Origin of the sequence: Catenovulum sp. SX2, assembly GCF_052056295.1 — a bacterium.
Taxonomy (GTDB): Bacteria; Pseudomonadota; Gammaproteobacteria; order Enterobacterales; family Alteromonadaceae; genus Catenovulum.
Window position 1 is genome coordinate 3076966 of record NZ_CP182493.1, and the last position, 14037, is coordinate 3091002.

General features: G+C 41.7%; 7 protein-coding genes. 5 read left to right on the plus strand and 2 right to left on the minus strand.

The genetic code is table 11. From position 1 onward, the window contains the following. The first annotated feature begins 49 nt into the window (after positions 1–49). Entirely contained in the window at positions 50–1492 is a 1443-nt protein-coding gene (locus tag ACMZOO_RS12855) for a tryptophan halogenase family protein (RefSeq protein WP_440903736.1), read from the plus strand. Here ACMZOO_RS12855 and ACMZOO_RS12860 read toward each other — a convergent pair whose 3' ends face one another. Then, a complete protein-coding gene (locus tag ACMZOO_RS12860) occupies positions 1493–3514 on the minus strand; it encodes a multiheme c-type cytochrome (protein ID WP_440903737.1) in 2022 nt (673 codons plus the stop codon). Then, positions 3511–7041 carry an FG-GAP-like repeat-containing protein gene (locus tag ACMZOO_RS12865; RefSeq protein WP_440903738.1) on the minus strand — a complete coding sequence of 1177 codons (3531 nt, stop codon included), beginning with the start codon at positions 7039–7041 and terminating at the stop codon, positions 3511–3513. Before ACMZOO_RS12865 ends, ACMZOO_RS12860 begins: the two co-directional genes overlap by 4 nt. 434 nt (positions 7042–7475) lie before the next feature. Between ACMZOO_RS12865 and ACMZOO_RS12870 the strand changes: the two genes are divergently transcribed. The 4 genes from ACMZOO_RS12870 to ACMZOO_RS12885 are packed head-to-tail and all read left to right on the plus strand — an operon-like array spanning position 7476 to position 14033. After that, on the plus strand, positions 7476–12386 hold the full coding sequence (locus tag ACMZOO_RS12870) for a PKD domain-containing protein (RefSeq protein ID WP_440903739.1): 4911 nt from the start codon (positions 7476–7478) through the stop codon (positions 12384–12386). Positions 12387–12396: 10 nt separating this feature from the next. Continuing rightward, positions 12397–13005, plus strand: coding sequence for a hypothetical protein (locus tag ACMZOO_RS12875; RefSeq protein WP_440903740.1), 609 nt, complete (start codon positions 12397–12399; stop codon positions 13003–13005). Next, the gene (locus tag ACMZOO_RS12880; protein WP_440903741.1) at positions 12998–13573 is read left to right on the plus strand and encodes a hypothetical protein; all 576 of its coding nucleotides are present in this window, start codon (positions 12998–13000) and stop codon (positions 13571–13573) included. The genes ACMZOO_RS12875 and ACMZOO_RS12880 overlap by 8 nt, the downstream gene beginning before the upstream one ends. Before the next feature lies 1 nt (position 13574). Beyond that, positions 13575–14033: a hypothetical protein gene (locus tag ACMZOO_RS12885; RefSeq protein ID WP_016957426.1), complete on the plus strand. Its 459-nt coding sequence runs from the start codon at positions 13575–13577 to the stop codon at positions 14031–14033. Positions 14034–14037 lie beyond the last annotated feature (4 nt).

Sequence of the window (14037 nt, forward strand, 5' to 3'; positions counted from 1 at the left end):
TAACCACAACTTTTATATACCTGACTCATGCAATGAATGGGGTGAGTTTATGGTTAACAAAGTTGTGATTTTAGGTGGTGGTTCGGCTGGTTGGATGTGCGCAGCATTTTTAAGCCGAGTTTTTACAAATCTACAAATTAGCCTAGTTGAATCTAACCAGTATGCTCCTGTTGGTGTTGGCGAAGCGACCATACCCCCAATCCAACTGTTTAATCAAATTTTAAAAATTGATGAAGCAGACTTTATCCAATACACACATGCAACCTATAAATTGGGCATTCAATTTAATCATTGGGGCAAACAGGGGCAAAGTTATTTGCATGCGTTTGGTGAGGTTGGCAAACCACTTGGGCTAATTCCATTTATTCATTATTGGCTACGAGCTGCCAAACAACAGCAGTTATCCGTCGATGATTTTTGGCAATATAGCTTAAATGCCCAAGCTGCAGCACAAAACCAATTTGTGCAAGCAAAACACTTAGCGGGCACTCGGTTGCCCGGGTTAACTTATGCTTATCACTTTGATGCAGCTTTATACGCTGACTTTTTAGAACGTATTAGTGTGCAAAATGGAGTAAGCCACATTCAAGGGGAAGTGATTGAGGTGCTCCAAAACCCACAAACCTTGGATATCAGTGCTTTGAAACTGGCAGATGGGCAAATAATTGAAGGTGATTTGTTTATTGATTGTTCGGGTTTTAAAGCATTATTAATTGATAAAAGCCTTAATACCCCCTACCAAGACTGGTCGCACTATTTACCCGCTGACCGTGCTGTTGTTGTACAAACCGATGCCAAATTACCTTTGTTATATACGCAAGCAAATGCTCATAAATTTGGCTGGTCGTGGCAAATTCCACTTAAATCGCGCACCGGAAATGGTTTAGTTTATAGCTCAAAATTTGCGTCAGACGACTGGGCCATAAACACTTTGCTGCACGCTAGCCAAGGGCAAACTTTACACCAGCCAAGAATAATTCAATTTAAAACTGGTCGTTATACTAAACCTTGGCATAAAAATGTTATTGCCGTTGGTCTTGCGAGTGGTTTTGTTGAACCTATGGAGTCAACCAGTTTGCATATGGTGCAAAGCAGTTTATTAAGATTACTAAAACTGATGCCAAATGGACAAATTACCCCAGCCAGCCAAAATATGTTTAACCAACTTGCTGAAGTAGAAGCTGAACGCATTCGTGATTTTATTGTGCTGCATTATTTTTTAAATCAAAGAGGCGACAGTAAGTTTTGGCAACATATGCGTACTATGCCGATCCCAGAGAGCTTGCAACAAAAGCTAGATTTATTCCGGCAAACCGGCCAAGTAATTCGCCAGCAAGATGAGCTTTTTTCTGAATCGAGCTGGCAGCAAGTTATGTTAGGCCAAGGCTTAGTACCAGATAATTACCATCCATTAGCCGAGCAAATTAGCCAACAACAGTTAGATGACTTTTGTGCAAGTTTTAAAGCCGTGGTGCGCAACAGTTTAAACTAATTAGTTTAATAATTTAGATACAGTTAAATTATCTACTGTTTCGAGTTTATCGCGCAGCGGAACTGCTAAATGCGCACGGGATAACTCAATAATCGGCAATGGTTCATAAAGCTCTTTCATCGCCCATTTTGCATAACGGGTATTGAGTTTACGGTAGTTAATTTGGGTGCTGATAGAGATAGGGCTTTTTGCCCAATATGGAATTTTAAATTGGTAATCAATGACATCGGATTCGCCGGCTCGGATTACGTTTACTGAAGCTTTGCCGACCATATTAAATAAGTCGTGTTTCCACACAATTTGCCCTTGTCTATCTGTAGGTAATGAACGGTATTGGTAGGCTGTTTGTTCAAGATATCCAGCTTCATCTACATCACCACTATTAAAAATTGCATGGCCTTCGGCATCAACAACTTGCACTGCCACCCAAGCTTGGTTGATATCTATTGTGCCACCGGGGAAGTTATGCCCAACACCTGTGTTAGCGACAATTACTTTAATACTGGCGTTTTCACCTTTGTAAAAATAATAAGGCTGTACTGCTGCATGGCGTAAATTTGGGTTTATCGGCATTTTATTAATGGTTGCGTCTTTTCTATGCGGCGGCTCGATGCTGATACGCACCTTGTTTGATTGCATAAATTGTGCGATAGCTTGTTGGCCTTGGTAGTCTTTGCTTAGGGTAGTTAACATACTGTTGGCAGCAAAAAATTCATGGCTGCGTACATAACCATCTTTCGACGCGGATGGATCGTCACTTTTAACCAAAGGCATATGGCAATCTTGGCAGCGCTGTTGCTGCGCATGGCTAAATTTAGGATCGTTGTTGCCTGAGTAGGGGCTGTCTAACCAAGCTGTGTATTCATCTTGCATTTTGATCCAACCCCAACCGTTGAGATCTTTATCAATAAACTGACTATGGCAAGCAGAACAATATTCTGCCGTGCCAAGTAAAGCGGGTGCCATATCTTGTTTATGTTGTGCTGGATTAAAACGCATCGCCAAACGGTTGAGTTGCTGCAACATAGTCTGCTCTGCAGTTTCAAAAATATATGGCTGATTGATATCAAAATGATAACTCGCTACACCTTTGTTGTGGACTAACTTACTAATGCCGTGGCACGACTGACAATTGACCCCTTCTACATTGGCAAGGCTACCAACTATACCTGCATGTTCACCGCCTTCAGATAACTGGCCGGTTAATAAAGCTAATGGTGCATGGCAACCTTCACAATAACGTGTTGCTTCAATACCCTTTTTAGTTGCGAGTAGTGTCACGTTAGTGACATAAGTTTTATCCGATGCTGCTTGGCGATGTGCTGAGCGATACCATTGTTTGGCGATATCCATATGGCAACTGGCGCATTTATCTGTGGTTGCTAAGGCTTTTTCATCAATAAAAATATTGTTGGTTGTGTCGGTTTGGCTCGGGCGAAATGGGTGAGGGCCATAATTGTATTGATAATTTTCAACAATTGCTTGGGTTGAATAGGGCTGTTCTGTAGTTTTGTCTGCCCACCACAATACACCGCCAGCGACAATAGAACAAAGGGCAACACTGGCAAAGACGCTTGGAATGTAATAACTGGTTTGAAAACGTTTGTTGGCTTGGCTTCTATGAGTGACAAAATGTAGCAGTATATGAATAACTAAAAACAAAACTATGCTAATGGCGCTGAAAAAGTGCCATTGGTAAGTGCTGCTATTGTCTTCGCGCTGGCCTTGGTAGACTAGCTCGATACCGGTAAAAACTACGGTTAACATTACCGCTAGTGTTAATAAGCCACTAACAAACACCATTGACCGACGTACACCGAGTATGCGTTTAAAATGGACAAAACTATAAGGCACAATGAGCAGCGCCCATAAACTGCCAAACACTAAGTGCAGCAGGCTGTTAATTTGATTAAATACATGGTGCGGTAAAAAGTAGCTAACAAAACCACTGATAGCCAGTGCAAAAAACAATACCACCAACCATGCAAAAGCATGAGATTCTAAATGGGCTGATTTAGTCATTGCACTTTCTCCTGTAAGCTATTTTCCTGTAACCAGTAGCTTTTTAGTTTTTCGCGTACATGCGTGGCAAATAACTGATTTTCCATTATTTTATTGATATCTTGTGTTGCGGCTAACCAAGGATAATCACCCGCTGTGATCACGCTGGATAACACAGCATTATTGCCAGCATTGATTTGCTGTAATAACCAATTGGCGCTGAATTTGTCTTGTTTATATTGGTGTAGCGCCCAAGTTTGTTTTATTGGTGTAGCTAAGTTCGGCGCTGTGATAATAGCCGCTGATAAACGCTGGTAAGCTAAGGTTTTGCGGGTTTGTAACGGTAAATCTAACAAGCTTAATAATTGAAAATGGACAGGCGTGTCGACGCTGGCGAGCCAATTATGGAGCTGACTAACTAAGTCATTTGCGCTTTTTTTATTACTTGGGTGCAGTTTACTTTGTGCCAGCATATTACATAAAACAAACTCGCTCCCAATTGTGCTGATGTCTAACTTATCTATCATTTGTGCATGGTTAAAGCAGCTTTGCAACAGCGCTTGTTGTTGCATTTTACTTAGGCCACTTTGCCAACCGAGTTGTTGGTATATTTGTACGAGCGTTTGCTGCTGTTTTTTCGTCAGTTTGCTAAATAATGCAACTAGGTTATTAGTTTGTGCTGCATTCAGTTGTTTGATATCCAGCTGGATAATATCTTCTAACCAATTGTTACCAAGCAAATGTAATTCTTGCTGATTTAACTGCAAAGCTAGTAGTTGGCCCAACCAATATTTTTTGTCTGTTGAGTTTATAATTTGTGGTTTATGAATCAATAAAGCTAAGGCTGCATTGCGCACATCTGGCTTTATCTTTGTTTGTTTAAATAAGTCAAAATCAGGCAAATTGAGTGCACCTTGCTGTGCTGCGGTTAAGTATAAGATTTGTTGCTTGCTGCTCTGCATATCAGCATAATTAACTTTAAACTGAGTTAACCAGTGTTGCACTTGTTGTTGTGAGAGCACAATCGCATCTTCTGCTTGCAACATTAAAGCTAAAGCCAAAAACACATTAATATTTTTATTGGCTGCCAACTGAGTTATCAGACTATCTAGCTCAGTATTTAAGCGGGTTAGTGCAATCAAGGCTTGTTGAATTTCTTGATAATTGTCGCTGTGCGCTAACCTTTGTAGCAGCAGCGGCCGCGCTTCAGTTTGTCTTATTTTGCCAAGTGCATTGAGTAAAGTGGCGCGACTCGATACAGGCGCTTGGGCAAAAGCTTCAATAATTACACTACTTGAATTGTGGTGCTCTGCTTCGGCCAAAGCGAGTGCTGCACAATTTACTGTGGCAGCATCTTTGCTTTGAATTTGTTTAAATAAGTATGGCAGGGCTTTATTTTTACTGCGAACCACGGCTTCTTCTTGGCTAAACCAATAGGCGAATATATTGGCGGTTGCACAAAATGTTTGGGTGTCTTTAGTATCCAATAGGCTTAATAAATAACGGGTACTTTGCTCTGCTTCTAACTGGGTTAGCGCACTAGCTGCTGCTTGTTGTAATTGACCTTCGGCTGTTTCTAACCAATATAAATAAAGTGCTAACCAATTATCTTGTGCTGTGCTTGCGACTAATACCGCCAATTCATTTTGATTGGCTGTGCTACTTGCCTGTTTAAGTTTTTCTAACACAGCATAATGCAAAGTTTGCTGTTGGTTACGGCGTAAATAATCGGTTAAATCTAACTCTTGGGTGAACTCGGCTAATGCCGCTGGTTGCTCTGCAGTGGTTTCTGGTTTGTTGGCGACAGGCAGCCATTGATTATGTTGCCATTGATAAAAAACATTTGCAGCTAGGGAGTGCACGTAAGTTTTTGCTGCACTTTTTATGGTTACTTTGACCGATTGTTTATCCGCTAAACCAAAATGTAATCTAGCATCGTGCTGGCCAAATAAAGCTTGGCGATTGATTTGGCTGTTGGCTATTTTTTTATCTTCAAGCTGAATATATTCAATCTTAGTATTGTCAGGGATAGTTAAATTGAGCCAGTTGTTTTGTGCTGATTTATCAGCACTGGTATTTAACAATAATTGTGGGAAAGCATTATTGTTGGTGAACAGAATATCTAGTTTACCATCATTGTTAAAATCAAGCCGAATGACACTGCGGCTAGAGTCTAAATTAGTGGGCAAGCAGTCTGTTGTTTGAAAGGCTACAGGCTGAATACTTGCTGGTTGATTAGTCAATTGTAGGCAATGATTTTTAGAGCCAAGCCCCATTTGTGGGCTAAAAGGATCTGGCATTAAATTACCTGTGGTTAAAATAAATTCGCTGAAACCGTCGTTGTTAAAATCAGCAAAAGTATGACCCCAACGCGTTTGATAAATGTATTTATGTTGGTTGAGTTGTAATGGCCAACTTAAGTCACTTGCTTGCTGTCGCTGGTTCGGCGCTGCAGCAATATCCAGCGCTAAATTAGCCAAACCACTATTGCGGCTAATAAATAACAAAGAGAAAGGATCATTGAGCTGGTTGTTAAAAGATGCGTAACGACTGTCGTTGGCAATAATTGGCAGAAAGTCAGTTGCCATAGGTTTAAACGACATTTGATTATTAATAAAACCACGAACAGCTTGGTCAGCACTATTAAATTCAAGTAAATCAGGCCAGTCATCATTATTTAAATCTAACCAAATCGCCGCCAAAGTGCGTTCGGTAATTTTAGTTAAACCAAGGTCGCTACTGATGTCTTTAAACTGCCAATTACCTTGGTTGAGCAATACTTGATTGTGTATACCATCGTAAGCTTGTGGCTGAAATTCTCTATGGTGTTGTTCGGTAAAACCGGCGGCTTCTTCAAGGTTTTTCTGATTTTTTTGGTATTTGAGGTAATGGCTCAAATGAATGTCAGGCAAACCATCAAGATTAATATCAGCAACACTAATATGTGATGTCCAAGCTGGCAAAGTCAGCTTGGAAAAAGCGTCTATTTGTTTAAATTTAAAGTTACCTAAATTTTGATAAAGAATATCCTGGGTTTGTGTCGCTATGATAATGTCTGGTAATCCATCCAAGTTAAAATCGGCGACAGCACATGCATGGCTGACAGGGTGAGTGGCTAGAGCGCCTTGTTGTAAATGAAAGTATCCTTGGTTATTACGATAAATTTGCACACTATTGTGTTTGTGCCACCAAGCTTTGTTGCCATAATAACGGGTTTGTCCTGCGCCGCTAATAAAGAGTAAATCAACCCAGTTATCTTGATCAAAGTCAGCTACACAAGCACCTGCGGCGAGCGAATCAATTAAATCTGTGATTTTGCCTGTATGCTGGGTGTGGCTGTGTTGCAACCCACTGGTTAAGCTCACGTCAACAAACTTGAGTGGCGAAAGTTCAATATTAGTTTGTGAGTTCGGGGTACTTTCGTAAACATAAGTTGCCGAATTATCATGCCACAGCGCAATTAAAATAAGCACAAGCATAATTAAAGCCAGCATAAAAAATATGCTCGATATTATTTTAACGCTTTGTTTATACAGTACAAATGCCATGACTTTAGTTCCTTATCGGCTGTCAGATCTGTGGCAAATTCCTGCTTTAAGTCTTGTCTAAAAAATATCCAAATGCAAGTTGCTATGTCTTAGTTATTTGACTATACCTTATGGATGCCATGGTCAAATATTAATCATTCTGGAATGTGTCTCTTCAGATGAAACTGGTGTAATTTTGTTGTAGTAGCTTGATGTCAGCTAAGTGCCTACTTTTATTAGTACAGAAGGCGCAAAGCTGTAAGTTAACGGATTAATAATATTTCAGCTGGACTATGCATATTCCAACACTAGGTTGCTTGCAGCCACAACTATTGTTGGAGAGCGTAATGATGTTGTTCGGAACTAACAATCTGCGCTGGCTTCAAGGGTGTTTACTTGTAACCACTCTGCTTTTACCCGCCTGTAGCAAAAACGACAAAGATCCAGAAACCCCAATGCCCAATCAATCGCCGACAGTAACCATTGCTGGTGATACCCAAGTTACTGAAGGGGATAATTTAACTCTGCAAGCAAATGCGAGTGATCCTGACGGCTCAGTGCAAAGTTATCAATGGACCTTGCAAAGTGGTGATGGTGTAACCCTAGGCACCAGCACTAATAGCAGTTTGCAGATCACTACTCAAGATATCACAGCCGACAGTCAAGTAACTGTGTCTGTTGTGGTAACAGATAACGATGGTGCAACCGCAACTGATAGTCATTCTTTTACTGTCAGTCGTATCACAAGCTCTCTTACTTTAACAGGTATGGTGACGGATGCGCCGTTAGCCAATGCTTTAGTGAAAATTATTGTTGGCTCTGATGAGTTTGAGGTGCAAGCTGGTGTTGATGGTAGTTATTCGCTGCTAATTGAAGTGGACCAAAGCAATATTAATAAGTTAGTTAAATTAATTGCTGAAGGTGATCCAACAACTCATCCCGGTGTTGTGTTTGTATCCCAGTTGCCAGCATTTTCGACCTTAAGCAGCCAAGCCGGTGATGACGGCATACTGTCGGCTGAAGATAATTTCTCTATCAATATAACCAATGTCACCACAGCTGAAGCGGCTTTATTACAACGCGCCAACCAAGGTGCAGAGGTAACCACAGAAGCAGAGTTGAATACTCTTCTCAGTGGAATAGATGTGGTTGATAAGCTCAAATTCTCCGCGCTGATAAAGTTAGTGGTTGATAATGCAGAATATAGTTTGCCGGATGGTGTGAACGACACATTAGCTTTGGTGTTAGACGAAGTTTCGCAACAAAACTTTGAAGCTTTTGTGAATAGCCAAGATGCCACTTTATTGGATGCAACTATTACGCTGATTATCGAAGACGATAACTTAGTAAACGTCGGTGGTGAAAACCAAGATTTTGACAATGACGGTGTGTTAGATGTAGTTGATGCATTTCCGTTTGATCCAAATGAATCTGTTGATACAGATATGGACGGCATAGGTAATAACGCTGACTCTGACGATGACAACGACCAAGTTGCCGATGTTGATGATGCATTTCCTCTGGATGCGACTGAATCTATTGATACGGATATGGATGGTATAGGTAACAACGCCGACCCAGATGATGATAACGACCAAGTTGCAGATATTGATGATGCATTCCCGCTAGATGCAACTGAGTCTGTTGATACAGATATGGATGGCATAGGCAACAACGCCGATACCGACGATGATAACGACCAAGTAGCAGATATTGACGATGCATTCCCACTGGATGCAACTGAATCTATTGACACAGATATGGATGGCGTAGGTAACAATGCCGATCCAGATGATGACAACGACCAAGTTGCAGATATTGACGATGCATTCCCATTAGATGCAACCGAGTCTGTTGATACGGATATGGATGGTATAGGTAACAACGCCGATACGGACGATGATAACGACCAAGTTGCCGATGTTGATGATGCATTCCCACTGGATGCGACCGAATCAGTCGATACAGATATGGATGGCGTGGGCAATAACGCAGATACAGACGATGATAACGATGAAGTTGCCGATGTGGATGATGCCTTCCCACTGGATGCAACAGAATCGCTTGATACAGATATGGATGGCACAGGTAATAACGCTGATACGGACGATGATAACGACCAAGTCGCCGATGTTGATGATGCATTCCCACTAGATGCAACAGAATCTGTTGATACAGATATGGATGGCACAGGCAATAACGCAGATACAGATGATGATAACGACCAAATTCTTGATGTCGATGATGGATATCCGCTTATCGCAATTGGTGATTTAGTTGATACAGATAAAGACGGTATTCCAGACGATTGTGATCAAGCCTGTATAGATTTAGGCATGATGGCCGATGACGACGATAACGGTAATGGTATTCCAGATGATGAAGAAATTGATCTACTTGCAGTTGAAATTCTTACACCTGATTCGTTAATCACAGTTGGTAGTTCACCTATTACTGTAACTGGTAGTGTGTCAGCCGGTGCAGTTATTACCTTAAACGGTGTCACTATTACCAATGACAATGGCGTATTTAGCGGTGAAGTTGCATTAAAAGAAGGGTTAAACACCATAGAAGCAAGAGCTGTTGATGGTCAACAAATACAAACAGATACCATCTCTGTTTCGCTGGATAAAACACCACCTTACTTAACCATAGACTCTCACCAAGATGAACAAACTGTTTATTCAAGCACAGTTACTATTACTGGATTAGTGAACGATATAGTGCGTGGCACCATTGAAGACAGCCAAGCAAATGTAACGGTAAACGGCGTTGAAGCCAATATTCAAAACCGTAGTTATTCTGCGACCAATGTAACTTTGCAAGAAGGGAATAATACCATCACAGTGCGAGGTTCAGATCAGGTTGGTAATACCAATAGCCTAGAGATTAACCTTGTTTATGAAATTTTACTCGGCAAACGTGTACTGCTCGAAAGTGGTGATGGTCAAGATGCAGTCATCAACAATCAGTTGAATGACCCTCTGGTAGTGCAAGTATTAGATGATAATGACGATCCAGTGCAAGACGCCTCTGTGGTATTTAGGGTCGCACAAGGCTCAGGTGCAGTTGCTATTGGTACTGAAAACCAAGGGCGTGCAGTTGTGGTTGATACAGATGAAAATGGTTTAGCCTCAACTACCTTTAAACTGGGTGCAAGAACTGGAGTTAACAATCATAAAGTGACAGCCGCTGTGGTGGGATACACAGGCACTATCACTTTCAGTGCTTCGGCAAATGGGCAAATTGGTAACAAACTCAGTGTTAATTCTGGCAATAATCAACGTGGTGCTGTTGGTAATGTGTTACCTGAAGCTATGGTGGTTGTGGTGACAGATGCAGGCGCCAATGTAGTACCAAATTCGCGTGTGCGTTTTGCGGTAACTAAAGGGGATGGAGTATTTTCTAGCAATCAACAAACCTCAATTGAACGCACGACAGATTCGGATGGTCGTGCGTCGGTTGCCTATAAATTAGGTCAATTAACTGGCATAGATGCACAGCGCATAACCGCCACCTTAATTGATGCCCCTGAAGGTCAAACTATTACTGCTGGTTTTAGTGCAACTGCATTTGTACCTGCAGATCCCGGTGCAACCACTATTACTGGTGTGGTGTTAGATAATCAAGAAACACCTATACCCAATGTGACTATACGGGTTGAAGGCAGCACCCGTGAAGCAGTCACCAATGAAAATGGTCGTTTTGTGATCACCCAAGCGCCGGTTGGCCCAGTACATTTAATTGCTGATGGTTCTACCACAACTGTGGAAGGTGAGTTTCCATCTTTGGGTTACAACCTAGTGACAGTTGCTGGGGTGGCTAATCCATTATCCGCGCCCATTTATATGGTGAAACTCAACACAGATAACGCAGTTTATGCAGGTGCTGAAGATGTATCCTTAACCCTAGATGAATTTCCTGGTTTTAAACTGGATATCAAAAAAGATTCAGTCACTTTCCCAGATGGTAGTCGCCAAGGTTTTGTTTCTGTTACCCCTGTCAATGCCGGTACTGTGCCCATGGCACCACCTAATGGTATGCAGCCACAATTTATTGTGACCATACAACCAACAGGTACAAGATTTGATCCACCAGCAAGATTAACCTTACCCAATGTTGATGCTCACGAAGCGGGTGCGCAGGTGGAAATGTATTCATTCGACCATGATCTCGAAGAGTTTGTTGCTATTGGTTTAGGTACTGTCAGTGAAGATGGCACAGTTGTCGCTTCGAACCAAGGTGTCGGTGTTATTAAAGCTGGTTGGCATTGTGGTTCACAACCTGGTGGTCAAGCATGTGCGCACAACTGTCCAATTTGTCAGGACTGTGATGGAGAATGTAACTGTGTGCCAGCAGAAGGTGATCCAAGGCTTGCAGGAATGGATCAACAAGGTGATTGTAAAAAACCAGAATGCCAAGAAGGCACATTAACTAACGTCAATGACGATGCTGATGTTCCACCGGATGATGAAACTGGCGACTGTAAATCTTTTGTTTGTGAAAATGGCTCGTCAATGCAAGTGGTGGATAATTCAGATGAAAGTTTGTGTACCACATGTGGTGATGAGGGCCCTGAACCAAAACCTGATGGCCACGTTCCAGACGAAGATAAATGTATTATTTGCCAAGACGGTAAAGAAACGAAAAAACCGGACAACGAAATTAGTAGTACCTCTATCACCTTCAATGGCGTGAAAAACTTTATCGCTGATGTGAATAAAGTGCTCGACTTTTTAGGTGCCGACCGAAAAATCCCAGAAATAGCCTTGTCGTTAAGCAACAGTATTAAAGAGGTCTGTTGTACTCAACAAAATGGTGTTATGACCCGTGAAGAAAAAGACGAAGGCACTGTGATATTCCCGCGCTGGAGTTACGCATGGACACCGACTATCCCTCCTTGGTCGGGTGACTATACCTTTAGTGTGTTAGGCCGAGAAATTGGCATTGCCTACGGCATTCGTTTTGAAGTGGGTTTTGATGGCAAATTTAGTATTAGCCGGACTAAACGTGAATGTCAGGGCGACAACTGTTGGGGTGGTGAAGTGAAAGGTGATTTAGGTGTAGGTGGTGGCCCATTTGGTAGTGTGCCAAATCCAGCTTCGTCACCAACCGAATGTGGACCTCCTAACGATAAACGCCCATGCGACATTATTCGTATTGAAGGCAAACTCAAAACCGGCATTAATATTCAAGCTGGGGTGAATTGCGAAAAAGTCACTGGTGGTATAGGCCACAATGGTGTGTCGGCCGAAGCAACTATTATAGTCGCTGAAGGCTCTTGGGTTGAAACTGGCGGCAGCACAAGTATTCAACTAGTGAACTCAGGCAGCATTGCCACTATTGATATTCCATTGCCAGATTAAGGAGGCAGAAGTGAAAGTTTGTTGTGGATTAACCTATTTATGGATGATGTTAATTAGTTTTTCGCTGGTGGCACAAAATAACTTTTGGGCGACACCCACCTTTGCTGTGGGTGAAGCAACAGAAGGTGTGATCAGTGTTGAACAGGTTTATCACTATCAGTTATACGAGCCCAAAAAAGGTTACGAAAAAGTGCGTTTAGTCCAACGTAAATACTCGTCTATGGCCTCAGCTGAAGAAGCTTTTATTTCGCGTATGTCAGCGATTGCATCGCTCGATTATCAATGGTGGTTAGATACTTGGGAAGGGGATTCGAAACATTTAGCACTTGAGTATTTTTCGAGCAAAGGTCTGAACCAAAGTTATTGGTTGGATACTTGGCAAAAACAGTTTGTTGGGCGAAAAATCACCTTTAAACAAAAAATTGTATTACCTCAGCACATCATCATTATTTACAACGTTGCTGGAGCCAATGGCAAACCAGGTCCGATAGATTTACCTGTGGTTTTTAGCCAGCGTGAACAACAGTGGTTAGTCAGTTTAGATTTACGCCGCGAACCTTTGTTGCGTTACAGCCCATGGATAAATGGTGAAGACAGAAAGGTGATTGTATATGAATAAGTTAATCACACAGGTTACCAAGTCGTTTTGTTGTTTGTTGCTCACTATGCCTATGTTGGTTGGTGCTGTGGCAACACGTTTTCAAGATGAAGGCGAACGCAGTTTTACTTTAGTTGAACACTACAAATATCAACGTATGCAGTACACAGATGTGGTGTTAACTCAGTTTGATATACAAATGCGTGATGTTAATGAGGGCGCTGATCGTCAGTTAGTGCAATTTTTATCAGCACTGCGTAAAGATAATTTTGATTGGTGGTTAACTAGTTGGAATCAAGCCACTTTGCAAGATTGGCAAGCGAAAGTAGAGCTGAAAAAAGCCCGCCGTGTTTACAATTTTTGGCGCGCCACTTTTACCAAACAGTCGGTTGCACAGCTGAAAGATTTTATCTTGATGGGTCAGTATGTCTTGATAGGTGTGCAAATAGACAGCGAATATCACTTGTTACCTTTTGAACTCGAAAATGGTCGCTGGCGCATTGACCAAGCTTATATGAATGCAGTGTTTTTTCAAAAGCTCAAAGAAAGGTTGAGCAAAGAAAAACTACATATGGCACAGGCAGGTTGATATGGCACGAATTCTACAACAAGACAGTGACAGACTTGTGGTTAGCGCATTTCCCAAATGTATCAGTTTGCTGGTTTTCGGCTTTTTATCACTGTTTTGGCTGGCTGCAGTTTTTGGCGACAAAGATTTAAAGCTAGAAGATTATTTAATTTTTAATGGTGTTTGTTTGGTTGTTTTAGCAATTCAGCGCAGCCGCAAAACAATGTTCGACAAACACAATAAAACTGTGGTGTTACATACGCGGTTTTTATGGATTAAATCGGAAGATTGGTTTTCTCTGAAGGATGTCAGGGGAGTAGAAATGGTTTACGGCAAAGGTGGCAGATATGCGCGAGGTGGCGCTGTTTATCTGCTAGTGAAAGATCAACGTAAGGCAATAGTCGATTCTGATATTTGTTTTGGCAATGTCAAACGCAATATCGGAATTAAACAACAAATTGCAGAGTGGTTGGAGTTGTAACCAA

What these genes read in the sequence shown, in the direction of transcription:
- ACMZOO_RS12860 (WP_440903737.1), bottom strand. Translation starts at nt 3,514, where the DNA reads ATGACTAAATCAGCCCATTTAGAATCTCATGCTTTTGCATGGTTGGTG.
- ACMZOO_RS12865 (WP_440903738.1), bottom strand. Translation starts at nt 7,041, where the DNA reads ATGGCATTTGTACTGTATAAACAAAGCGTTAAAATAATATCGAGCATA.
- ACMZOO_RS12880 (WP_440903741.1), top strand. Translation starts at nt 12,998, where the DNA reads ATGAATAAGTTAATCACACAGGTTACCAAGTCGTTTTGTTGTTTGTTG.
- ACMZOO_RS12870 (WP_440903739.1), top strand. Translation starts at nt 7,476, where the DNA reads ATGCCCAATCAATCGCCGACAGTAACCATTGCTGGTGATACCCAAGTT.
- ACMZOO_RS12855 (WP_440903736.1), top strand. Translation starts at nt 50, where the DNA reads ATGGTTAACAAAGTTGTGATTTTAGGTGGTGGTTCGGCTGGTTGGATG.
- ACMZOO_RS12885 (WP_016957426.1), top strand. Translation starts at nt 13,575, where the DNA reads ATGGCACGAATTCTACAACAAGACAGTGACAGACTTGTGGTTAGCGCA.